The sequence below is a fragment of the Comamonas thiooxydans genome (assembly GCF_000964545.1).
Classification (GTDB): Bacteria; Pseudomonadota; Gammaproteobacteria; order Burkholderiales; family Burkholderiaceae_C; genus Comamonas; species Comamonas thiooxydans.
Window position 1 is genome coordinate 179,841 of sequence record NZ_BBVD01000009.1, and the last position, 25,082, is coordinate 204,922.

The window sequence follows — 25,082 nt, forward strand, 5'->3', positions numbered from 1 at the left end:
TGCTCCGACCAGCAAGGAGGCTCACGACTCAACAGCTCAATCACATCAAGCCACGCATGCAAAAAATACTGAACGACATTAAAAATTGGAGACATTCATGCTGAAGAAGGTAGCGAGCGCCATTGCGCTTCTGGGGGTGGGAGGATTGGCACATGCACAATCGTCCGTACAGATTTACGGCATCATGGACACGGCCGTCGAAACCATGAACAACGTGGGCGCAACCAAGTCCAGCCTCACACGCATGCCCAATCTGACGGGCAGCGTTCCATCGCGTCTGGGCTTTCGCGGCCGCGAGGATCTGGGAGGCGGATTGAGCGCATCCTTCACGCTGGAGATGGGTATCGGCCCCGACAGCGGAGCTCTCAACCAGGGCGGTCGTGGTTTCGGCCGCCAGTCCTTCGTCAGCCTCAACGGCCCCTGGGGATCGCTGGGGCTGGGCCGTCAATACACCATGCTGTTCTGGTCCGTGCTCGACGCTGACGTGATCGGTCCGAGCCTGCACAGCATGGCCAGTCTGGACAACTACTTTCCCAATGCACGTGCCGACAATGCGATCTCCTACAAGGGCACGTTCTCGGGCCTGACAGTCGGCGCAACCTATAGCTTCGGCCGCGATGCCGTCAATGCGGGCCCCAGTCCCGGCGGTACCAACTGCGCGGGAGAAAGCAGCACCGACTCCAAGACCTGCCGCGAGTGGTCGGCCATGCTCAAGTACGACACCACGACATGGGGAGCGGCGCTGGCGCATGACGAGCTGCGCGGCGGCCCCGGTGCTTTCGCGGGGCTGACCAGCAGCGACAAAGTCGACAAGCGCACCATGCTCAACGGCTATGTGAAGCTTGGTGGCGCCAAGATTGGTGGTGGCTATATGCGCCGCAAGAATGACGGTTATATCGCATCGCCGCGCAACGACCTGTGGTTTTTGGGCGTGACCTACCCCATTGGGCAATGGAGCGTGGACGCCCAGTACAACCAGCTCAAGTACAAGGACAACGCGGACAAGGGTCAGCTGCTGGTACTGCGCGGTACCTACAACCTGTCCAAGCGCACTGCGGCCTATGCCTCGCTGGGCTATATGAAGAACAGCGGCAATGCGGCCTTTGGAGCAAGCAGCGCTCAAGCTGGTGGAACACCGCTGCCTGGCGTCAACCAGACTGGCTTTGGCATGGGCCTGCGCCATACGTTCTAAAGCCGGAGCCAATACAGCGGGTGCGGGTAGCCTGGTGGCCTGCACCCGCTTTTCAGAAGAAGTGACATTCCCCAGGCGGTGCTCGTTCACCAACATAGACCGGACATATCTAACTGCCCAAGGGCAGTCCAGGTCGGCATGAGAAGAAGCTGACAACAATGTCACCGCGCTGTCCCGCTTCTGTTGGGGTCGGATTCCTAAGATCCACACATCTCCTCCTTACCTTTATCAAGGCCTGGGAGATTGTGTTTCACCGACTTTCTTAGGAGCTCCCACCATGTCTCAACGTCGTCTCTCCATCGCGTCCGTATTTGCAAGCGCAGCAGCAGTAGCTGTACTAGCCATGCCGGGGATGGCTTCGGCAGCCTATGAACACCCAGCCAATAACGAGCAAGGCGTGACTGTTCACCCCGAACACTTCGTGAGCCAGAAGACACGTGATCAAGTCAAGGCCGAAACTGCAGATGCGATGAAGAACGGTCGCCTGTCGTATGGAGAAAGCAACTTCCCCAACTTTGCACCCCCTGCAGGTCCCGGTAAAACACGCGAAGAAGTGATCAACGAATTGCTGCGCGAATCTCCAGCAGCTCGGGAAGCTCGTTTGCAGTCCATCGCTCGCTGAGGCCTATAGAGGCCTTGTTGGGCCCCCGGTCTTACTTGACCAGCATTGCGCGATGCGATGACCGGCATGCTTGATCTGGCCACCGGCAGCAACTGCCCCATGCTGCCGGCCGAGTGGCGATGATCAATGCTTCGATTGCCGGCATCACCCAATCCAAGCCTTTATCCGCCTCCTGCAATTGATCATCGCCACCCCCTGGGCCGTTCTTGAAGACCAACCTACGGGGGCGGGCAAGCAGCAGACAGTGCCCGTCAATTGGCAAAGCGCAGTTCACATGCTCCGGATACCGGCGATCACGCGCTTGAGCGCCTCTGCCGACGTCGCAGAACGATAGATCCCGCAGTCATCAGCCTTGGCTCTGCTGCGCGCCGTACAGATGAAATACCTGGGTTCGCTGATGCTTATTGAGTGACCGCACTCGCTCACACATAGAGCTGGATATATGGCCACCGACCAGACACCACTACACAAATGTTGATGAAGTTGGAAGCGTTCCAACAGCGCCTCAGCGCTGCATCAGTTGCTGGCATTGCCGGCGGCGCCAGACAGACTCGCGTACGGCTCCGGCCTCATCGAACACCACTTTGTACTGGCACACCAGCAGGTTACCGGATTGCGCTTGACGGAGCTTGAAGTTGTAGTCCCACTCTTGGCCTCTCTGGCCTGTAGTTTGCGTCAGAGGCGCGCCCAACGTCTGCTTCACCTTGTCCTGGGTCATGCCAGTCTGGATGGCGCGAATACCTTCAAGCTGCTCTGCCAGCACGCCGTCGCGGACGAAGTCCTTCTTCATGTCGGCATAGCGCATATTGACGTCGGAATACTGCAGCTTGTCGGGATTGCTGACAGCATCCTCCGGATTGTCACGAGCCACGGCCGGCATGGCAAAGCAAGCGGCCGCAGCCAGTACCAGAGTGGAAAGGCGGAAGGTAGATTCAAACATGCTCATGGCATCCTCTTTCATCAAAATCGAAAGTCACGCGCTGCTGGGCTTCAGCGCTCACGCAAGGCCTCGCGCGCCTTGTTCAGCGGCTTGGTCAAATAGTCCCAGACGGTCTTGCGGCCCGTGCGGATATCGGTGGCTGCCACCATGCCCGGCACAATGGGCATGCGCTGGCCGGCCTTGTTCACAAGCACATCCGAGTCGGTGCGCACCAGAACCGGGTAATAGACGATTTCGGGCTTGACCTCGTCGCGCTGGGTATCCGGGGCAATCGTCACCACCTGGCCCTTGAGGCCGCCATAGACTGCGTAGTCGTAGGCCGTCACCTTGACCAGAGCCTCCTGTCCGGGGCGAATGAAAGCAATGTCGCGCGGCGAGATATGGGCCTCCACCAGCAATTGATCATCGAGAGGTACCAAGGCCATCAGCAGGCCGTTGGGCGGCACCACGCCGCCGATGGTAGTGACCTGCAGGCTCTTGACCACGCCCCGCACAGGCGACTGAAGTGTCAGGCGATCCAGTGAATCCGCACGCCCGCGCACCACTGAAGACAGGGACTTCGCCTCCGCATCCGCCTTGGCAAGTTCTTCGCGGCTGCGCACCATGTAGCCAGAACGCGCCTCGGCGATCTTCAGCTCCAGCTCCGCTCCCTGACGCTGCAGGCGGATGAGTTCGACGCTGCTGGCAGCACCGCTGGCTTGCAGCGACTGCGTGATGCCCAGCTCCTTGCGCACCAATGCCAGCGCCTGGTTCAGACCGGCCACCGTATCGCTCAACGCCATGCGGCGAGAACGGAACAGCGCACTCTCCGAAGCCTTGAGCTGTGCATGTCCATCCAGCTCTTGAGGAAACTGCAGGTTGTCGCGCCCTTCAACCTCGGCGCGCAGACGTACGCTGGCAGCCAAGGCTGCGCGGTAGCGGGCCGCCGTCTCCTCCACACTGGATTCGCCACGCGTAGGTTCCAGCTTGGCCAGCACCTGGCCTTTCTCCACGATATCGCCCTCGCGCACCAGCAACTCGGCCAGAATACCGCCCTCCAGAGACTGGATGCGCTGCTCGCGCGAGGATGGAATCACCTTGCCACCGCCGTTGGACACTTCGTCAATCTCGAAGAACCAGGCCCAGGCCAGAAAGGCCAGCACAAAGGCCGTGACCAGCCACACTACGCGATCCGAGTGGCTTGCGCGTACCTCGTCGAAGTCGCCTATGGCCGGCATGGCCGCGCGCCGACGCGCAGGCTCGGGCATAGGAGAAAGCATGGACGCGGACTCATCCGTCATCGCGGGTGATGTGGTAGATGTGGCCTTCGATGTATCACCGGGCACTGCTGTCTCCGTCATTCCTGTCCCTCCTCTGCAGAGGCCAGCCTTTTCACCGGCTGCACCGCGACCTTCATGCGCCCGCTCTGCACGACGCGAACATTCTGCTGCGGGGCTGCCGGTTGGACACCGCCATTCAGGCGCTTGAGCACCTCATCGCGCGCGCCCTGCAACACCACCTGGCCCTTGTCCACCACAATGATCTTGTCCACCGCCTGTAACACAGCGGGCCGGTGCGTGGCCACGACCAGAGTGCGCCCCGGTGCAAGCTTGCGCAACCGGGCAATCACGTCGCGCTCGGCCACATCGTCCAGCGCTGCCGTAGGCTCATCCAGCAGCAGCACTCGTGGCTGGCGCAACAGCAGGCGCGCCAGCAACAGGCTCTGGCGCTGCCCCCCCGACAAGCCCAAGCCCCCTTCCATGACCATGTGATCGAGCCCCGTTGGCAGGGTCTGTACGAAGGACCAGGCGCCAGCGTCCAGCAGCGCGGTCATAAGTTCCGCATCGCTGGCATGAGGAGCGCCCAACAGCAGGTTCTCACGCAACGAACCGTAGAACAGGCGGGCATTCTGCGTCAGCAGGCCTACATCGCGGCGCACATCTGCCGGGTCTATGTGGGCCAGAGCCACATCGTCCAACAGCAGGCGCCCGCTCACAGGCTCGGACAGGCCCGACAACGCCTGCAGCAGCGTCGACTTGCCCGCTCCGTTGCGCCCCAGAATGGCGATGCGCTCACCGGCTGCGATCTGCAGTTTCTTGACCTTCAGTGCCGGGGTCTTGCCGTCGTAGCTGAACACGGCTTCGCTGAAGTCGTAGCGCCCTTCGATGACAGGGCGGTGGACGCGGCTGCCGTCCTCGGCGTGGTCCACGGGCAGGTGCATGAGCTGGTCCAACCCATCGCTGGCCATCTTGGCCTGCTGCCAGCGATTGAGCACACCGGTCACACTGGACAAGGGTGCCAGCATGCGGCTGACCAGAATGGAAGAGGCAACCAGCACGCCTGTGCTCATCTCGCCGCGCATCACCTGGGGAGCGCCAAAGAACACCACAAAGGCGAAAGCACTGCCCTGCACCGTCTGCATCCAGTTGCTCAGATGATGCAACAACGCCCGCAGCTTCAGACCCGACTCGGCATTCACGACGTTGTAGTGATTCCACTGATTCTGAAAGCGCGGCTCGGCCTGCAGCAGCTTGATGTCTTCAATGCCCTGCACCGTCTCCACCAGCATGGCGTTGCGCAGCGCCGATTCGCGCATGCTGGCCTGAGCCAGGTTGCGCAGACGCTTTTGGGCCAGCAGGCTGGGCGCGAGCAGCAGCACAAAGGCCGCCAGCGGCACCCACACCAGCGAGCCCGCGATCATCCAGAAGATGAAGCAGAACAACAGAAAGAACGGCAGGTCGGCCACGGCCGCTGCCGTGGTGGAGGTCAGCATCTCCCGCACCGGCTCCAGCTCACGGATCTGGGCCACAAAAGTTCCTGTGGCACGCGGGCGGGCGCCGTTCTTCACGCGCAGCGCATGACCGAAGACGCGGTCCGAAATGCGCAGGTCTGCCCGCTTGCCCAGCATGTCGGTAATGTGCATGCGCGCGGCGCGCATGGCCCAGGCGAACGCAATGGACAGCAGCACACCGCCGAACAACACGTACAGCGTAGGCTCGGACTGGGACGGCACCACGCGGTCATAGACCTGCATGGAAAACAGAATGCCGCCCAAGGCCATCAGATTGGTGATGAACGAGGCCAGCAGAATATGGCCATAGGGTCGCAGATCAGCAAACACGATCTCGCGCAGCCAGTGACGCTCCACGGGGCGCAGGTAGCTGTCCACACGCGAATCGGGGGCCGACTGCAACGGACGCAGCACCGCCATGGTCTCCACCTCGGGCTGCAGTTCGGCCTGCGTGTGCGTGCTCTCGCCGCCCTCGTCGCCGCTCAGCAGCAGGCGCAAGCCGCCCTCGGTCAGAGCCGTGACGACAGCCACCTGCCCCCCGCGCAGCTGCACGGCCACGGGTAGACGCCAGGCCGTCAACCGCGTCAGGTCCGGAGCCACCTCGGTCACGGCAAGGCCTGCCTGCTGGGCCATCTGGCGTATGCAGTGGCGCAAATCCTCGCTAGACATACCATCGGCCGCCCAGGCCGCGTCCACACGCAGACGCTCGCGCGAGGTATCGATCTGGTAATGCGCTGCCACTGCCAGGACGGCGTCCAGCCAGCCCTGCATCAATGGCGGCAATTGCTTGGCGCTTGCCTGCTCGGCAGCCACTTGGTTCATCGCATCGCTCCCTGGCCCCGGTCACGCAGCCGGGTATCCAGCGCGAACTCATCGGCCAACCGCCCGCTCTGGTACCAACACTCCACAGCCAGCCGCTGCAGGTCATGTGAGCTATCCACCTGCTCGAAACGTGCGCTGTGATATTCCTGTTCGGCGTTGAGCAGATCCAGCAGCGAGCGTGTGCCCAGTTGCAGATATTGCTCACGGTACAGATCGCGCGTGATGCGGATGCTGGTGATACGCTGGTCCACCACTGGCTGACGCTCCAACAGACCCAGGCTCTGGTCCTGCGCGTCGCGCAGCGACTGACGCGCCTGGAACTCGGCGTTGGCCACTGCCGCGTCGGCGGCCTCCAGCGCATGGCCGGCCGCGCGCTGGCGTGCCTGGTTGCGCCCACCTTCGAACAGCGGTGCCGAGACATTGAACATCACGCGCATGTCCACATCCGGATAACCTGCCGGACGCGAGGCTGCATTCAACCCGCGCGAGGCCGAGCCATCCACCGACAGCGTCGGCATGAGTTGCGCATCTGCTGCCTTCAATTCGGCCTGGGCCTGCGCTCGCTGCCCCTGGGCCCGGCGCACCGCTGCCGTGGGTTGCACCTGCGCGGCGGCGCAGGCCTGCGGCAGAGCATCAGGCACACCGCCTTTTCCTGTATTCGCTTCACCCACTGTCGGCGGCGTCTGCAACCCGGTCAGAGCCATCAGCCGCGCTTGCCAACGGCGCGCCTGCGCCTCGTAATTGATTACTTGGCCGCGCGCGCCATCCATGCGTGACTGCGCTTGCATAAAGTCCGAGCGGGTGCTCGCGCCCTTGACCTGACGCTCACGCGCCAGTTCGGCCAGCGCACCCACTCCCTTAAGCTGATCTTGTGCAATCGCCGCCATGGACTGCTGGCGGCGCAGCTCCACCCAGGCCTGCGCAGCCTCGCGAGCTACATCGTCGGTGGACAGATAAACCTGCGCCTGGGCAACCTCGATGCTGGCCTCGGCCTGCTGCACGGCGCTGTCCACCTTGCCGAAGTCGTACAACATCTGCGACACCGAGACGCTGGCGTCATAGACACGCCGCGAGGTATAGGGATAGACATCTCGGTTGTTCACCTGCGCCCCCAACCCGCCCTTGACCTGCGGGTAGTAACCGGCGCGGGCCGAAGCCACGCCCTCGTCCGCTCCCAGCAACTGCCCCTGCGCCGTGCGCACGGCAGGGTGCCATGCCACAGCCGCCTGTACCGCTGCACGCATATCCATGGCCTGGCCTGGCCTGGCTTGGCTTGGCGTGGCTTGGCCCGCGGGCTCTGCCGCATGGGTTCCGCCCATGGCACAGGCCAGTGCGCCCACTGCGGCGGCATGACGTATGCAAGGCAAAGGGAGTTTGGACTTGATCAACATATCCATCTATCGCTATCTCTGTCGCTGTTTCACAGCCCGGTATCACGGCACTACAACGCGATCACCGTTCTGCATCGCAGCACCCAGGCCGGCGACACAGACTGTTTGTTCTTCTGATTGCTATCGCGTATATAGCTGGCAGCGCTCACAGCACGCCGTTTCAAGCATTTCTCATACTTGAAACGGCGTACTTCAGTCGCTAGCAGCTATCAAGTTTGATGAAATATCAAACGTGCACCGGCTGGAGCAGCTCCTCCTCGGGCAGCGGAGCCGGCATATACAGGGCCAGATCCTGCGGTGCAGCTACAGGCGCTGCGGGTGCAGCAGGCGCGTCCGCCGAACCCAGTCCTGCGATATTGCCGCCAGCCTCGTCGGCTGCAGTCTGGGGCTGCAGCACATCGTGCAGCGCAGGCAGAGCGGCAGGATCGTCCGCATCCGTCGCCAGAGCGTCGAGATGCTCCAGGCCCAGGCTCATAGCCATCATCGGCGACGCAAACGGCGTAGGTTTGGGTCCAGGATCCCCATGGTCGTAGACCACCTTTACATCCTTGACGGTCGATGCGGTGTCACCATCCATATCCTGAATGGTGTAGCCGAACTTGTCCCAGTAGGACGCCAGCGCCTTGCCTTCGTAGACATACTTGCCGGTGTCGAACTCCACGGTCAGGGTTCCGCCCGCAGCAGTTTTGACAACAATGATATGCAGGCTTGCATCGTAGACGTAGGTATCTGCGGCAGGATTGCCTGCCGTGATCAGCATAATGCCCTTCTCATAGGTATAGGTCACACCGTCGACCTCCAGCACATTGACAAATCCGTCGTCTGCGCCAAAGCCCTCCTGGCCGCTAAGATCGCCCTTAAGCGAGCCTTCTTGCTTTGGCAAGGTGATGGAATCCTTGAGTGCTCCATCCAACTGGCTGGTGTCGCTGATGATCTTCGCGTCGGTGTCCACACCCTTCGTTCCGTCATAGGCGATAGGACTCACAACCTCCTTGTGCGAAGCATCTAGACTGTTGCCAATGCCCACGGCGATCGAGTTGATCTTGTTGTCCGTCAGGAATTTGATCCAGATCGCCTCTTCACCCTCCTGGATACCAAAGTCATCTGCGTTGCTATTGGTGCTCCCATTCAAAGAATCCTTATCGCCACTGCCCCGAGTTGGCTCGCCATCGGTGAAGAAATACGAGACATTCTGCACATTGGCCCCTGTTAGCTTGCCTCCCGTGGCAAACGCTTCCATAGCCTTGTTCAATGCCGCGTCATAGTTGGTGTTGCCATTGGCAGTCAGTCCTGCCACTAGATTCTTGGCCTCCGTCACCGTCATCCACACAGGACTCCGAACGGTCCCGTCCGTGCTGAACGTCACCAACTGCACCTTGACATCACCATACTGGTCATAGCCGTCGATCAGATTCTGAATCGCCGTCTTGGCTCGCGCCAACCGGGTCGGTATCTCCTGGCCCATGCTGCCTGACAGGTCCAGCGTAATCAGCAAATTGGTCTGAAGCGGAGCCAGATCGATCAGCAATTCCTGATCGTTATTGAGCACCGGCATATCGTCCTTGACTTCCACGGTGAAGTCGATCGAGTTGGAGATATTCGCACCATCCTTGACGACAGCCTTGAAGCCCAACTCCAGCAGGTTTTCATCATTGCCGATGGCATGATCCACTGGGCCCTTGAGGGTCACCGTATAGCTTGCCTCGTACTTGCCACCAACCTCGGTCAGGGCACCGACCTTGACGGTCATGACTTCCTTGGCGCCGGCCATGCCGGTCAGCGTGCTGGTGCTGGCATCCCAGTGCCAGGTCACATCAACGCCGCCCGACTTGACGCTGCCATCCACAGGGCCCTCCATCTCCACCGAAAAGGTGTTGATGTCCGGCGTCTTGTCCGCATCGGTAAAGGTAATTTTGCCCGTGGCTGTGGTCGTGCTGCTCAGGTCATCTTTGATGCCGCCGGGCAGTGCTTCTTCCGCAACGTGCAGGACCTTGTCTTCAGGAGCTATCTCCACCACAGGGGCGGTGTCGTTCAGATCCTTTTCCTGGAGCGTGACTGTGATCTCAGTCTTCCCACCTTCGGTATCGGTTGCCACAACCTTGAGTTGTTGAACGTTGCCGCCCTTCTCAAAGTCGTTGGCATCCGAAGCCGCTCCAGCCGCTGTCAGCGTGATCTTTCCAGTCAGTGGGTCGATCGCATACCAGCCATTAGGGTCGCTGGCCGGGTCAATGCTGTAGGTCAACGATATGCTGTCAGTATCGATGGCCTTCACCTGGCCCAGCACTGTGCCTACAGGGCTGTTCTCGTCATAGCTGAAGGTGTAGTCCGTCACCGGCTGCTCGCCCGGGTCGCCTGGATCGACAAACACCGGTGGCTTGCTCACGGTCACGGTAACGTCCGCCTGCTCGGGCGTGCCGCCATCGGTCTGCGCTGTGTAAGTGAACTTGGCGTCGCCCACAAAGCCTGCGCTGGGCGTGAACTCCAATTGGCCGCCCACCAGCTTGACGCTGCCGCTGCCGTCGGTCAGAGCCACCGCAGCACCGCCTTCGGTGATGGCCTTGCCATCGACCTGCGTGATCGTGAGGTTGGCGCCTTCAAAGTCGTCGTTACCCAGCACGTCGATGCTGACGGGCTTGTCGTAGCCGGTGGTGGCTGTGTCGTCGATCACGTCCTGCTCGGGCGTGAACTCGACCGTCACCGTGGTGGTGGTCTTGCCGCCCTTGCCATCGTCCACGATCACCGTGAATGCATCAGGGCCGTTGTAGTCCGGATCGGGGGTGTAGGTGTACTTGCCGGTGTCCTTGTCGATGGTCACCGTGCCGTGGCTGGGGCCTGTGCCCTGGGTGTAAGTCAGCTCGTCGCCGTCCTTGTCCGTGCCGGTGACCTTGCCATTGAAAGGCTGGTCCTCACCCACGGTGATCTTGTAGCCACCGCCAGGGCCTGGCGTGAACGTCTGACCGGGGAACTCCGGGTTGCCCGGGTCAATATTGGGATCGGTAGGCTCAGGCAGCTGATTGGCCGCCACGGTCACGGTGACATTGGCCGTCTCGGGCGTGCCGCCATCGGTCTGCGCTGTGTAAGTGAACTTGGCGTCGCCCACAAAGCCTGCGCTGGGCGTGAACTCCAATTGGCCGCCCACCAGCTTGACGCTGCCGCTGCCGTCGGTCAGAGCCACCGCAGCACCGCCTTCGGTGATGGCCTTGCCATCGACCTGCGTGATCGTGACGTTGTGGCCTGCGAACTTGTCATTGCCCAACACGTCGACGGTGACGGACTTCCCAAAGCCGGTGCCCTCGATGTCGTCGTACGCATCCTGCTCCGCTCCGACATTGACCGTCACTGTAGTGGCGGTCTTGCCGCCCTTGCCGTCGTCCACGATCACTTCGAAGCTGTCCGTGCCGGGACCGTTCCAGTCCTTGTTGGGCGTGTAGGTGTACTCGCCGGTGTTCTTGTCGATGGTCACTGTGCCATGAGCGGGCGGTGTGCCCAATCCGTAGGTCAACGAATCACCATCAGAATCCTGGCCCACAACCTTGCCATTGAAGGGCTGATCTTCGCGCACAGTGACTTTGTAACCGCCATTGCTGAACTCCTGCCCCGGCACGTGACCCGAGGCACCAGGGCTCAGCCCTTCATTGGGATCGATGGGCTCTGGAGGATTGTTGACATTCTTGCCACCTCCACCGCTCCCGCCACTCGACACAGCCAGCCCCCCCAGACCCAACCCCACAAGCCAAGGCAGCCACGCAGCAACCGACTCATTCGATTCGATCTCAGTGAACTCGAAGCCTTCCCAGGCCCCGCCATATTGACCCCACCAAAGCACGCCCTGCTGATCTTCCAAGACCAGATCGTTACGCCCTTCCTCTGCATATGCCGCGAAAAATCCGTTCACATAGATTTGCGTGCCATCGACCAAAGTCAGCACCAGATCATTACCGACACGAGTCGATTTGGTGATCTGTTCCGGTGCAACTTTGAGGATGACTGCAGAAGGCTTATCTAAAACCAGGCCTTGCTCTGTAAAGGCGACTTTTCCACCAGACTTGTATACGGCTTCCATGAACTTCTCCTTGATTCCTAACCTTGGCAAAGTTCTGAACCCTCTACTTTGGGGTGCTCAATGCCAAATGCTCGCGAATGCTAGGAGTTAGCGATCTGGAACGCTTTTGGAAAAGCGAACATTCCATCTGGCTACCAGACAACGATTCAAAACAAATGTCAATTTCGCTCTCGGCAGACATTCGCCCCATCACAGCGATGTTTAAAAACAGGAATTTGCTTTTGAATTTCAGAAAAACTTGTAAACAAACGTCAGATTCGGCGCATCCACGTGACCTTCAGCTCCAAAACGTAACACATCGTTAAAAATCATCTTCACAATCCATAGTTTTTCAAAATAACCATCTAACTTCGGATTGTTGCCGTGTCTTACTGGTCACCTGCAGGCCCTTCGAGTGAACGAATTCTCGTCATCGACGACAACGTGACTGAACTGAAAATCCTGCTGGAACTGCTTCGAAGTAATGGCTATCGTCTTTCCGTCGCCATGGATGCCATGCAAGGCTATCGCCGCGCCACTACTCAGCAATTTGACCTAATCCTATTGGACGTAAATATGGGCAACGTAGATGGATTTGCCGCCTGCAGGCTATTGAAGGCAGATCCATCCACAGTAGGTATACCCGTTATCTTTGTGACTTCTTGTGCCTCCCCCAAAGAGCGTCTAATGGGGTTGCAGTTAGGTGCTGTGGACTACATTCCAAAGCCGTTCGACATCAATGAAGTTTTAGCGCGTGTGGAAATCCACTTGGCTTTGGCGAAACGCCAGGGAATGCAACATCAAGATGTTCGCGCTTCACCAGAGCCGCAACCGTCAGTCCCTGCTCTTGAGCGAGTAACGGAAACACTGAGCATCGATCACAATTTAACGTTGCTGCGAGCGGCCCAGCAGTTGGTGCTTTCTGATTTGTCCAAGGTTCCTACTCTGCCTGAATTAGCCTCCAAATTAGGCACCAATGAAAAGCGCTTAACACGCGTCTTCCAGGCGCACACAGGCAGCACGGTTTACAAGTTCATCCGGGAGACTCGCCTTCACGAAGCTCAACGCATGCTTGCTAGCTCTGCCATGCATATAGAGGAAGTTGCGGCAGCGGTAGGATTTTCCAGCGCTGCTAATTTCTCATCCGCCTTTCATTCCTATTTTGGGTGTACTCCATCATCTTTTCGGCGCTCATACATGAGTGCAAAACCATGAGGCAATGCACATCGAGCTACGTTCGTCTGCTCTGCAGCATATTTCTATGGTGGGCAATCAATGCGAGCGCACTTGAAACGTCTACGCCCCCTCGAATTCAGATCAGCGATGTAGCTCTCGGCCTCCCGGTCCTGGACAACACTGTTGAGGTCTGGGAGCGAGGTATGGCAAACGAAGCACCACTACAGGTTGCAGCCCTTCCTAGCAATGAGATTGACGGATTCCATACCGTTACAGCCAAGGCGCTTGAAGGGCGATTCGATATGACACATCTGTGGCTCAGGCTGGCACTGCACAACGATCTAAACACCCCTCAATCAGTGCAACTGGCTTTGGGGGTTAGTTGGCTACAACACGTGACTTTTTATGTTGTACGCATGCAGGAAGGTCAAGTTCGTGCAAGTCGAACCCTGGCGGGAATCAGCGATCCTAGCGAGTCGCTCAATCGAGTACCTCAGATCGCCATAAATCTCGCGCCAGGAGAGAAGGTGCGCATACTTGTTCACGTCAATAGTCACGCGTCAAGTAAGTTGAAAGTCACGCTGCATACAGTAGATCAATGGCATAGGGTGGAGCGTGACTATGCGTTGTTCAGCGGACTTCTGATTGGCAGCATACTGGTGTTCGTAGTCTATTCCGCGGCGCTCTGGAGAATTCTGCGATCTCCCTTGATGGGATGGCAAACACTGGGGCTGTTGCTGACCGCACTCTATGAAGCTACCTACCGTGGCTATGCACAAACAATACTTTGGCCCAACAGTACAGAATGGGGCTATCGAGCTCATCACGTTTTGGTTGCAGGAATCGTGCTGAGCATATTGCTATATCTGCGTGCGAGATTAGAAAAAACCCAGAACTATCTACCCTCAGCAGGAGTAATCCTGCTCAAGGTCGTTGCCCTCTTAGAAAGCATTGTTCTCATCGGTGCTTTATTTGGGCCTTATGACTGGTTTGCCCCAACTGGCATCATCGTTGCACCACTGAGTCTGCTGGCAATTCTGGCTTGCACATACATCTATCATCGTAGCGGAGGGCCTGGCAGCCTGACAGCTTTGCTGCTCGTATCTGTCTTGGCATGCTGTGCATTGCTGCGCGCCGTCGCTCTCTTGATACCTAACATCGCACTGGTTCAGCTCTTCGAGCAATATGCGCTTGTACTACCCGCCTTGATAGTTGGTCTGTTCGTCATCAGCAGCTGGGCCTATCAGCATTCCCACCAACGTCACCAGGCGCAGCGCACATTGCTCCAATGGCAAAGCCAGCAGCAAGAACGCCTTGAACATGAGGTCAAGTACAAAACTCGCGCTCTTAAAGAGGCTCTGGAACAAGCTGAGCAACGTTCGTTGGAGCAAAAGGAGCTGCTCGCCTATGTCAGTCATGATTTGCGAGCGCCAGTCTCCGCGATCATTGCTTATCTACAACTGATGCACCGGTCCCCGAGCAAAATTGACATAGATAAATTGGCCGCAGTTGAAAGAAGCGCTACTTATCAATTGGCATTAATCGACGAATTGGTGGACTATGCCAAAGATGAGTTGCAGCCTCCTTTGGCATTGAATGAGCAGTTGGTAGATCTAAGCTCTCTGCTGGATGAACTCACCAAGTATGCCCATGCGCTGGCCCATCGTCAACGCAATAAGTTCTCACTGCAAATACAGAGCATGCTGCCCGTGCAGATCTACTTGGACGGCAAGCGCCTGCAACAGGCTGTACTCAATCTCTTGTCCAACGCCGCGAAATTTACATTCGACGGAAGCATTGACCTGAAGCTGCAAGGTAAGTACGTTGGCCGAGACAAATGGCATCTTCGCTTTGAGGTTAGCGACAGTGGCTCCGGCATGGAGCCGGAAGTTCTCGCCAGAATTCAAAAATCGCTGACGGCTAGTCGCACTCATGCAAAGAGAGGACTGGGGCTACTGATCGCGCAACGCATCATTGAGAAGATGACCGGCCATCTATCTATTGATAGCCATCTAGGGCGTGGTACCAATGCAGTTTTTTTTCTGATGGTCAAACAGGTATCGGATAGTCCTCTCTTCCAAGCGTTGATGCCTCCACCCACATCTGATAAACACAGTGAGCACAAGACCATGCAGAAGCTGGAGGCTCTTCAGGAGGAGCAGAAGTACGAATTGGAGCAGCTTGCAAGGCGGGGGAACTGGAGCGATTTGCACGCCTGGATTGATGCCATGGACAACGGCACAGACTACCAAGGCTTGGTCAGTGCGGTCAGGCATGCACTGGATGAATTGGATTTTGAACAAATCGGCAATATTGCACGCACTGCTCCATTGCGGTGAGTGAACAGCGATTCTTCATAAAAGCTGCTTGTCTTCCAGGAAGCTGGTACCCCCATAGTCTTTCTATGCCCCTAGAGACGGTCTTTCCTGCACAGTTTCAAGCAGCCATACATGGAGCTTCTCGCGTCACACGCGTGTGACACCTTATCTCAGAAGGTGCCCTTGCTAGCCAATGGCGGCAAGACTGACTTGTAGCGACGACACTGCCCATCTTCAGGCACCCATACTCGAGCAGCGATGCCCTCATCTTGAGCGAGAGCTCGCACTTCCTCTCGCGTGACTGGGCAATGGTCCAGCGCTTCAAGATGATTCACCACCATCTCGCCAGGCCAGCAACTTGCAGCGTCTATTACATCCTTGGCATCCATAAGGATTTCCCCTCCCAGATCGAAGCGTGCTCCGCCTGCAGGCAGGATGGCGATATCGGGTCTCAGCCTATGCAGGCAGTCACTTACTGCTGGAGTAAGCAAAGTGTCGCCGGCCACATAGACACTAGGTTCGCCAGGCAATTCCAGCAGGTAGCCGTGACCATGCTCCATGAATCGCCCGACCCACCCCTTCCCATGTACACAGAGGATTGGAGTAATGTGACCACCGAGACTCCACAACTGACGCTCATGACCGCTCAACGACTCTGCATTGAGGCCCCTCTGGCAAAGGTACTCCGCGTCACGTGGCATGCAGAACACAGGGACCCTTCTCTCACGTAGAAAGCGCTTACCGATGCGATCCAGGTGATCGAAGTGTCCGCGCTGGCAATGGGTAATCAGCGCATGCGTAACTCGTTCAAGCACGGCCTCTGAATTCGCAGGAAGTTCGACGATTGGATTGCGCTGCCGCCCACGTCCCAGATAACGCAACCCAGGCAGACTTCCGCGAGGGGCGAGCATTGGATCGACAAGCAGACCAATGGCTCTGCCTTGGACCTCAAACTCTAGAACGATAGTGGCATTACGTAGCTGGGTGATCTGCATGAAAAACTCGGAGGTGGAGGAAATGCCTCATTCTTCCGATATGCCTCTGCATGGAAAATGGCAAGACTAGTCAATTAATTACCAATTCATGCCAGATTTCACGTCTCAAATGAAGCCATTCCGCCTTGCATTGCTGCTGTATCCCGAATGCATGCCGGCCGGCCTATTTTCTGTAGCAGATATGGTGCGAGCCGCTAACCTGCGTGCCAGGCGTATGGTGTGCGATGTGATCTGGGCAGGAGTAGATACAACGCCAGTCACAACCTGGCAAGGACCGTCGATAGCTCCGAAGACCTGCTTACATGAGGTACGCGCAGACGCAGTGGTGGTACCAGGCCTGTGGCTATCGTCTGCAAGTGACCTGCGAGCCCCATTGCAGAAACTGGCTCCGGTGATCCGAGCATTGCGGGAATTGCCCAAGGAAACTCAGGTGTGGAGCTATTGCGCAGGAGTTCTGCCAGTTGCTGCGAGCGGGAGGTTGCATGGGCAACGTGCTACAGCAACGTGGTGGCTGCGGGAGTCATTGCAAACCAGCTTTCCACACGTTGAATGGAGCTTTGATGACCCAATGATCATCAGCGAAGGCTTGTTGACTGCTGCCGGCGCTCACGGATATCTGCCGCTTGTGCAGCACATGTTGACCAAGAGGCTAGATCCCACTGAGCTTCGCGATCTACAAAATCTACTAATGCTGCCACGCCCGGCGGTATTGCATGCCGCATTTGCCAATCTGGAACTCATTACTCTGACTGATGAGTCTCTACGACATGCACAGGTGATTGTGCAACGAAGCCCCGCAGGCGAGTTGCGCTTGCCGACGCTTGCTGCCCAATTGCATATCTCTTCACGAACATTGGCTCGGCGAGTACATGAACATACGGGCCTGGCAGCAGCTCAGTGGATGCGACGCATCAAACTGCGCCAAGTGGCCGAAGCACTATGTGAAACCCAACAGCCGCTCAAACGCATTGTCGATGACCTTGGCTTCGCCAGCGAAGCGAGCCTCATCCGGGCATTCAGACAAGCTACCGGCATGACGCCTGTAGCGTATCGTACGGCCCACGCCTGAATGTCCACTCCGATTGAACTGGCCACGACCGACCAGCCCACTGGCTGTGACCGACTGCGTTCTAGCACTTGCGCGCAACCTGAATTTCGACTCAGCGCCTGCTTGCGTTTGTGTCACGCATGTGGATCGCTTAGGAAACCTCTGGATAAATCCAGCACGCATGTGCTTGCGCATGCGTGCCAATTGCAGCTGCATCCCGGCGCATGCAGCAATCGGATCTGGACCAGAACCTCTGCCGCTCACACTCCCCATCCACGAAGCATGCACAGATGATTGCGGCAGCCGGTTTCCGCAACACTCCGGGTATCCAGCTGCCCTTCAAGGCCAGCTTGCCGAATTGCAGCTCTCGACTCCTCGCCTGGCAAACCTGCAGGCGATACCGAACTACCTCAAGCAAACACGGCAGCGTCTGTTGTCGTAACCTTTTTCGATGTGAAGCCTTACCATTTGTTTGCGTGACCGCCCCGACAGATCTGCAACGGCTGCATTGCTTCCAGATACGTTTCGAACGTCATGAAGTAGGCCTATTTGCACCACTAACAAGGATCACCAGCAATGATGCCTCTGGCATCTCCTACGATGTGTCGTTTTCAGTCGAGCTCGCCCCCGGCCACACACTGGATGCCATTGAGAACTGCTTTATCTCTCACAGAGAGCTTACGTGCACAACCTTTGGCAAAGGTGCAAAGGCTGGAATTAGGGCGGCAGCCATCGCCACAGTTCTTTGTTAACGGATTGTCTTGCCATGAAGGTATGAAACATCAGTGCTTCAGGTTGGCATCTAAAGGGGTGGCGTGATCGACTCTGCCCAGAACACCCCCTGTCCCCTGGGAGACGATTTTTCCACCTCCCTAGGGTTTGCTGTCTTTGCGTGGCCGCATTCGGCTTCTAGGCTTCTAGATTGCCAAGACTCCCTTTTTACTGAGCAAACAGAACATGGCCTTCATCAATTACGTGACTCAGATCCAGTTTGACTTTGGCGCCGTTCAAATGCTGCGCCAGGAATGCGAGCGTGTCGGTATCAGCAAGCCGCTGATCGTGACCGACCCCGGCGTCAAGGCGGCAGGAATCTTGCAAAAAGCCATAAATGCACTGGGCGGCCTGCCCCATGCAGTATTTGACCAGACTCCTTCCAACCCCACCGAAGCGGCGGTGCGCGCTGCGGCTGAAATCTACAGATCCCAGAACTGCGATGGATTGATCGCTGTGGGCGGAGGCAGTGCCATTGACTGCGCCAAAGGCGTGGCAATTGCAGCTACGCATGAAGGCCCGCTCTCGTACTACGCGACGATTGAAGGCGGCTCGCCTCGTATTACCGAGCGAGTTGCTCCGCTGATTGCCGTACCCACCACCAGCGGTACAGGCAGCGAGGTAGCGCGTGGAGCCATCATCATCGTGGACGACCATCGCAAACTGGGTTTTCACAGCTGGCATCTGGTGCCCAAGGCTGCCATCTGCGACCCCGAGCTCACCTTCGGCCTCCCCCCCATGCTGACGGCAGCAACCGGCATGGATGCCATAGCCCATTGCATGGAAACCTTTATGGCCTCGGCCTTCAATCCACCGGCCGACGGCATTGGCCTGGACGGGCTGACCCGGGGCTGGGCGCATATCGAGCGGGCCATGCTCAATGGCAACGACGCGGAAGCCCGCCGCCAATTGATGAGCGCAAGCATGCAAGGGGCCATGGCTTTTCAGAAAGGGCTGGGCTGCGTGCATAGCCTCAGTCACAGCCTGGGCGGCATCAACCCGCGCCTGCACCACGGCACGCTCAACGCCATGTTCCTGCCCGCAGTCGTGCGCTTCAATGCCGAAGCCGAAAGCGTTCAGCGCGAGGACCGCCTCAACCGCATGGCACATGCCATGGGTCTCAGCAGCGGAAGCGATATCCCCGACGCTATTCGAGATATGAATGCCCGCCTGAACCTGCCATCGGGTCTGGCTGCCATGGGCGTGGAGCGCGCGCAGTTTGATGCAATCATCAGCGGTGCACTCAAGGACCACTGCCACGCCACCAATCCACGGCTGGCATCCGCGCAGGACTATGAGCAGATGCTCAGCACCTCGCTCTGACAGACTGCACACAGTGCTCAAGCCTCAACGACAGGGCCCGGCTTGAGCGCTTCGCGCACATCGTCCATCAATTGCCTCGCCATGCTGCTGAGCACCTCGAGCTCATCGTCGGACATGTTTCGAGGCTCGTCATCAAGTATGGAAAGGCAGCCCAGCACATTGCCTTTTTTGTCCACCAGAGGCACACCCGCGTAAAAGCGCAGCTTAAGGCTATGCACCACCGAGTCACTTGCAAATCGGGGGTCTCGCGCCAAGTCTCCGACCACAATGGCCTCTTCTTCATACACGACATACGAGCACACCGAGCCATCACGAGGGACGCCTTGTTGAGCGCCCTCTTGCGCTGACAGCGGAAGCAGACTGCCCGGCGCAAAGACACGTTCAGCATCCACCCAGGAAACTTGAGCCCACTTGGTGTTGAAAGCGTTGACGGCCTTCTTGGCCGTATCGCGATATAGCGCTGTCAATGCTGATGCCAGCACTCCGCTTTCATGCAGCATTCTGACGCGCTGCTCATCGTCATCGGGAATCGGAGCAGCAATCACACACTCGCCGGGATCTCCAACCTGCATGGCCTCTACCCACAGATGCAACTCACGCAGACTGGTAACGCAGGCCTGCGCTCCTGTCTGTCGGGCAAACTCGGGGTCAGCTGCCACGGCTGGAGCATTCCACAGGCACAGCACCACTCGTGCACCCGGCCAATGGCGGCGAATGCGCCGCACAATGCGTCTCGCCATGCTTTGTGGCTGGTGATTGAAAATCGACAGCACCAATAGATCCGATTGCTTTACGGCCTGAACCCACTCGCGATCCGCCAACAAGCCATTGGCGTCAAACTGCAAGGACTTCGAGTCCGGGGCAAGTGCCCATCCGGAGCAGCTAACCTCATGACCATGCAAACTCTCTGCATGGGCCACCATGGCTGCGCCCAGGGCATCCACCTCCCAGCGCACACCCGCGCAATGAATGCGCAGGCATCGACGCTGATCACCTTCACCGGGAGCCGCCTGGGCATGCTCGCCACTGCTTCTGAATGCATATTGGTCCTGCAACTCATCAAGCAAGGCTGCCATGCCATTGGACAGCCGCAAGCGATGTTCGGCCGTTGCCGACTCCAGATGCTGCTGGGTTGCAATACGCAGAGCAGGAATGGCAACCTCATCATAAAACCCGCTGACGGCACTGGCTCTGTCATCCTGGCCGGACTTCGAGAGCAGGCGCTCCTCCACGGACTGTACAGCCATGCTGATGGCATCATCAGCGTCATCGGCCAGCAGACGCTGGTACAGCCGTTGCTGCGGCCCGAGAACAGGCTCGCTGCCCAGCAATACCTCCATGAATTTGAGCGAGGGAATGTAGCGCCCCAGCACCAGCAGGCACACCGTCAAAGGTGTGGAAAGAATCAGGCCGATCGGCCCCCAAAGCGCTGTCCAGAAGGTTGCGGCAACAATGATTGACAAGGTCGACAAACCTGTACTTGAGCCATATAGCCACGGCTCGATCACATTGTTGCTGATCAACTCCAGCAGCAGAATCAGGCCCAGAGTCATCAAAAACATATCCCAGCTGGGATCGACCGCAAAGGCCAGTGCCAGCGGAAATACCGCAGACATCATCGGACCCACATAAGGCACAAATCGCATGATGGCGCCCAGCACCCCCCAGAGAATCGCCCCTGGCACACCGATGAGCAACAATCCCATGGCGAGTGGCACGCCATAGCTGACGTTGACGATGAACTGCATGCGCAGATATTTGCCAATGCGCTGCGAGGCCTCATCCAGCGCATCGGTGGCCACATTGAGGTTGCCCCCCACCAGCCTAAGCAACCGATCCCTCAGCTCGTCCCTGTCAAGCAGAATCAATATGACAAACAGCAACACGATGCCTGCGGTCGTCACCGGCTCGGCAATACGCCCCAGCCACTGAAGCATCCGTGTAGTGGGCTTGGACTCGGGAGGCTGAACCTCCACTTTCTGCACACGCGCCCTGGCGTTGTCCACGCTGGCAATCTCTTTCTCAACGGTGTTGTAGGTCTTGAAAACGCCATCCCAGGCGCTGGGCATGTTTGCGCTCTTGCGCAGGCTGCGCAATTTGTCGCGAATCGTCGATTGATAGGTCGGCAGATCGGCACTGAGTTGCTGCACCTGACTGCCCAGATACATGCCCAAGCCGCCGAGTGCTGCCAGAGAAAAAGCCACGACCACAATGGCCGAAGCCATTCGCGGCAGACCCCAGCGCTTGAGCTTGCTGACAGCAGGGTCGAGCAAGAAGCCGAACAGCATTGCCAGGGCCAGAGGAATCAGCATGTCCCGCCCGAAATAGAGGGCAAGAATCACGATGGAAGCAATCATCAGCCCGATGAGCAAACGCAGGGCCGGCAGCATTTCCGCCAGATGCACAAGCCCCGGAGCCACGTTGGCCCTGGCTCGTCTGTCCATGCCCTCCCACAAACCGGGAGCTGGCTGCCGGCCCTCTCCGGCCGAACCCGCCTCTCGCGAGAAAGTCTCGATTTCGACCGGTGCCCCCGCATACGGCTTGGTTGGCGCAACCGCACCAAAGTTGACCTCGGGGATTGCAGACGACTCATCGGACGGGGAATTCTCGTTTCGGTTCTCTGACATTGGCATCCTTGATGGACTGTTGTCTATGATTTTCTGAGACAAAGTGCGCTCATCCAGAATTCCAACTGGCTCTGCCCCCCTCTGCTGTCAGGCTTTGTCGTAAATTGCAAAAAAGCGCTATAGAGCCTCGACTCGACCCGGATCAGGTGCATGCAGCCACTGAGCAAACTCATCGGCCAGTTGCAGACTGGCCGCCGCCGCGGCATTCCAGGCCTTGGCGCGCGCATCATGGTCTGTGCCATAGCTCAGAAAATCGTGCCGATCCGGCAACTTGGCGTTCGGCAGGCAAGCCACCCAGGCGGGATCAGGGGCCAGCACAATCATCGAGTCCAGATACGAACTCGGTCCATGACGCCATTTCAGCCCCTTGTCCAACCATCCTGGAATCACCGCCTTCTGAAAATGAGGATATAGCACCACCCCATCGCCGTTACGAGAGGCCAGATAATCCAGATGCATGTGATAGTCGGTAATGCCGCCATCCCAGTAGGCTCCCTTGGGAGCATCTGAAATGTCTTGCACGGCATCCAGCACGAAAGGGATGGAGCAACTGGCTCGCAAGGCATCCATGAAATTACTCTCCGTCAGCCGGGTCTGCGCAGACCGAATGTCCGCAACACCAAAGGGAAGAGCATGCACGGCATCGCTTGCAGAAGAGGAAAAGATCACCCGCTCCAGCAAGCAGCCCAATGCCGACCGATGCAATGCATTGCCTGCAAACGCGGCCGCATAGCCCAATGGAGTGCGCCAGGGCGATGCACGTGACAGCAGACCACGCCCGCGGGCGGCGATCACATGCAGCCTATAACGCGGATTCGCCAGAACCTCACTCACACGCCCCCCGTAAAAATCCTGCAGCGACTGCGCAAACCGCTCACTGACCAGCGACGACGGCGTGCGCCTCTGCCCTTCGGGGGGATCGAAGCGCTGTGCAATATAGTCACGCTCCAGTCGCTCAAAGGCTTCCACTGGTGCGTCCAGGCAAGCTGTCGCCATGCGCCAGGCACCGATGGAGGCACCAATCAGATCCACCGGCTGCGCGCTGGCCTGCAACCACTGTCCAAAGATGAAGCGATCCAGAGGTCCGAGAATCAAGCCCTTGGGACCGCCTGCAGCCGCCGGTATGACTCTGACCATATCCGGCTGCAAGCCCCGCCGCTCTATAGATTGCCGCGCCTTGAGACCGGCATAGATTCGCAATGCTCTTGTGGATGACGTCATGTGGGCATTGTGCTTGCAAGCCCCGTTGCTCGCGATCAGCTCGGCGACTTCACCAGTTGAGCGTGACCGAGGTACCGCCACCGGGTCGAGCGGAGATGCTCAGTTTCGCCCCCATGACAAGCGCTCTGCGGCGCATATTGACCCACCCCATGCCAGCAGATGTTAAGCCCGGGATTTGCCTGCCATCAGCCGGTCTGACGGGCCCCGCATCCTCAATGCTCAGGCGAGCATGCACAAAGGAGGCATCTGAAACATTTGAAGCACTTTTCCACTGTTCGTCGGCAGCCAGCGTGATCCAGAGTTCAGGCGCGTCAGTGTGCTGCAGCACATTGCTCACGGCCTCCTTCACCACTGCCATGATTTCCTCGGCCATGGCGCCGCATGGCAGACTGCCGGCATCGCCAGACATCTCCGGGTCCCAAACATCCCAGTGCAGATTCATGCCTCGATGATCCAGCACAGGTTGCAGCCTGTGCCTGAAACGTGCAAGAAGGACACCCAAGGGTTCGTTTCGGCTATCCATGGAATCAACAATCAGCCTTAGATCGAGCAGGCATTGTTCTGCGTTGCTGCGAATCGCCGGGTCCGTGCCGAGCCCTGTCAGGCTGATCAGTTGCACCAGTTGGCTGCCGACATCGTCATGCAATGCCTCCGCTATGCGCCTGCGCTCCAGCTGTACCTCTCTCGATGGACGTGCGCTTTTACGTCTGCGCCACAGCACGCTGCGATATGCCAGAGGCAACAGCCAGACGACAGCCGCCATGCTGCCCGCCGCGCCTAGCGCAGCAGTCCACCAGGGAGCTGAATTGAACACCGCTCCAGGCTGCAAAAGCCAGGGCAGCCACAGCAGCAGCTGAACACTCCAGAGAAGCAGCTGCCAGACGTAGGACATGGTGAATGCGTTCGCAGATACTGGCGCCTAGAACCAGCCACGCAGGTAGGCGAAACGCACGGCTTGTGCTCGGGTGCGCACCTGGAGCTTTCGATAGATGTTCTTGATGTGCGTGTTGACCGTCATGGTGCTGATCTCCAACTGCACGCCGATCTCTGCACTGGTATTGCCACTGGCAACCATGCGCAAGACCTCGCATTCGCGACTTGAGAGCCTGTCGGACATATCGGACCCTGGCACGGCCCCGCTGGCCGGCCGCTTGTCATACCGCTGCAACAGCCGCCTGGCGAGACTGGGAGTGATGGATGCACCGCCATTGACGACCTGCAGCACCGCTTGAGGATAGTTGCCAAACCAGGAGTTCTTGACCAGATAGCCGGTTGCTCCCAGCTCGAAAGCGTGCAACACCTGCTCCTCCGTCTCCACCACCGAAACCACAATGACCTCGGCCTGCGGGCGGTGGCTTTTCATCACCTCGATCAACTCAAGACCATCGTCAGCCCCCAGCTTCAGGTCCAGCAACATGACATCAAACTCATGTTGACGAATGGCTTTTCTTGCATCCTTGAGGTTGTCCGCCTGAGCAACCACCATGGTGCGCCGATCATTCATGATTTCCTGTGCGATCACCATGCGCAGATGCGCATCATCGTCCACCAACAGCACTCTGACGGGCTTGTCGGGCTGCCCCACCATATGATCGGGCCACATGGAAGGACTACCGAGCTCCACAGCCATGGGTCGGAGCATCAAGGCATCACCAGAGTTGTTTGCACCGTTCGGGGTCATTTCTCTCTCCTGGCCAGAGTTGCCTGCCGGGGACTCAGGATGGTGCTCAAGACACCATATAGATAAAAACTCCCCAGCGCGTCATTAGATAGTTTTTAGCAATTAAAACTGCAACTCAGCGTAAGAAAAAATGCAATTTGAGT

The 25,082-nt window shown here is 58.3% G+C and carries 16 protein-coding genes; 6 read left to right on the forward strand and 10 right to left on the reverse strand.

Translation table 11 applies throughout. The features are described from left to right. Positions 1–97 precede the first annotated feature (97 nt). Both Cth01_RS16050 and Cth01_RS16055 read left to right on the forward strand, forming a co-directional pair. A complete protein-coding gene (locus Cth01_RS16050; protein ID WP_045839728.1) occupies positions 98–1,192 on the forward strand; it encodes a porin in 1,095 nt (364 codons plus the stop codon). A 277-nt stretch (positions 1,193–1,469) separates the two neighbouring features. Beyond that, a complete protein-coding gene (locus Cth01_RS16055; protein ID WP_045839729.1) occupies positions 1,470–1,814 on the forward strand; it encodes a DUF4148 domain-containing protein in 345 nt (114 codons plus the stop codon). Positions 1,815–2,319: 505 nt separating this feature from the next. Here Cth01_RS16055 and bamE read toward each other — a convergent pair. The 5 genes from bamE to Cth01_RS16080 form a co-directional block, all read right to left on the reverse strand. Further along, the gene (gene bamE, locus Cth01_RS16060; protein WP_233425189.1) at positions 2,320–2,760 is read right to left on the reverse strand and encodes an outer membrane protein assembly factor BamE domain-containing protein; all 441 of its coding nucleotides are present in this window, start codon (positions 2,758–2,760) and stop codon (positions 2,320–2,322) included. A 44-nt stretch (positions 2,761–2,804) separates the two neighbouring features. Further along, positions 2,805–4,013: a beta-barrel domain-containing protein gene (locus Cth01_RS16065; RefSeq protein WP_045839730.1), complete on the reverse strand. Its 1,209-nt coding sequence runs from the start codon at positions 4,011–4,013 to the stop codon at positions 2,805–2,807. A 77-nt stretch (positions 4,014–4,090) separates the two neighbouring features. Continuing rightward, positions 4,091–6,346 (reverse strand): type I secretion system permease/ATPase, encoded by a 2,256-nt coding sequence (locus Cth01_RS16070; protein WP_045839731.1) that lies wholly within the window; start codon positions 6,344–6,346, stop codon positions 4,091–4,093. Next, positions 6,343–7,743: a TolC family outer membrane protein gene (locus Cth01_RS16075; protein ID WP_045839732.1), complete on the reverse strand. Its 1,401-nt coding sequence runs from the start codon at positions 7,741–7,743 to the stop codon at positions 6,343–6,345. The genes Cth01_RS16070 and Cth01_RS16075 overlap by 4 nt, the downstream gene beginning before the upstream one ends. A 220-nt stretch (positions 7,744–7,963) precedes the next feature. After that, the gene (locus tag Cth01_RS16080; RefSeq protein ID WP_045839733.1) at positions 7,964–11,800 is read right to left on the reverse strand and encodes an Ig-like domain-containing protein; all 3,837 of its coding nucleotides are present in this window, start codon (positions 11,798–11,800) and stop codon (positions 7,964–7,966) included. Between the two features lie 363 nt (positions 11,801–12,163). Here Cth01_RS16080 and Cth01_RS16085 point away from each other — a divergent pair, with 363 nt between their 5' ends. Then, positions 12,164–12,994, forward strand: a complete 831-nt coding sequence (locus Cth01_RS16085) for a response regulator transcription factor (protein ID WP_072248293.1) — start codon at positions 12,164–12,166, stop codon at positions 12,992–12,994. Positions 12,995–13,158: 164 nt separating this feature from the next. After that, complete coding sequence (locus Cth01_RS16090) at positions 13,159–15,294, forward strand: sensor histidine kinase (protein WP_233425193.1); 2,136 nt, start codon at positions 13,159–13,161, stop codon at positions 15,292–15,294. A gap of 149 nt (positions 15,295–15,443) precedes the next feature. On the opposite strand, the gene Cth01_RS16095 is transcribed toward Cth01_RS16090, so the two are convergent. Then, on the reverse strand, positions 15,444–16,268 hold the full coding sequence (locus tag Cth01_RS16095) for an MBL fold metallo-hydrolase (protein ID WP_072248292.1): 825 nt from the start codon (positions 16,266–16,268) through the stop codon (positions 15,444–15,446). Positions 16,269–16,482: 214 nt separating this feature from the next. On the opposite strand from Cth01_RS16095, the gene Cth01_RS24455 reads away from it, so the two are divergent. Continuing rightward, positions 16,483–17,337 carry a helix-turn-helix domain-containing protein gene (locus tag Cth01_RS24455; protein ID WP_267884615.1) on the forward strand — a complete coding sequence of 285 codons (855 nt, stop codon included), beginning with the start codon at positions 16,483–16,485 and terminating at the stop codon, positions 17,335–17,337. Between the two features lie 936 nt (positions 17,338–18,273). Beyond that, the gene (gene gbd, locus Cth01_RS16105; RefSeq protein WP_012837752.1) at positions 18,274–19,410 is read left to right on the forward strand and encodes a 4-hydroxybutyrate dehydrogenase; all 1,137 of its coding nucleotides are present in this window, start codon (positions 18,274–18,276) and stop codon (positions 19,408–19,410) included. A 17-nt stretch (positions 19,411–19,427) separates the two neighbouring features. Here gbd and Cth01_RS16110 read toward each other — a convergent pair whose 3' ends face one another. From Cth01_RS16110 to Cth01_RS16125, 4 genes are all read right to left on the reverse strand, one after another. Then, a complete protein-coding gene (locus tag Cth01_RS16110) occupies positions 19,428–21,854 on the reverse strand; it encodes an AI-2E family transporter (RefSeq protein ID WP_045839734.1) in 2,427 nt (808 codons plus the stop codon). Positions 21,855–22,154: 300 nt separating this feature from the next. Continuing rightward, positions 22,155–23,174: a patatin-like phospholipase family protein gene (locus Cth01_RS16115; RefSeq protein ID WP_045839735.1), complete on the reverse strand. Its 1,020-nt coding sequence runs from the start codon at positions 23,172–23,174 to the stop codon at positions 22,155–22,157. A gap of 133 nt (positions 23,175–23,307) precedes the next feature. Next, entirely contained in the window at positions 23,308–23,904 is a 597-nt protein-coding gene (locus Cth01_RS16120) for a sensor histidine kinase (RefSeq protein ID WP_233425195.1), read from the reverse strand. Between the two features lie 273 nt (positions 23,905–24,177). Then, a complete protein-coding gene (locus tag Cth01_RS16125) occupies positions 24,178–24,939 on the reverse strand; it encodes a response regulator (RefSeq protein ID WP_034381204.1) in 762 nt (253 codons plus the stop codon). Positions 24,940–25,082 lie beyond the last annotated feature (143 nt).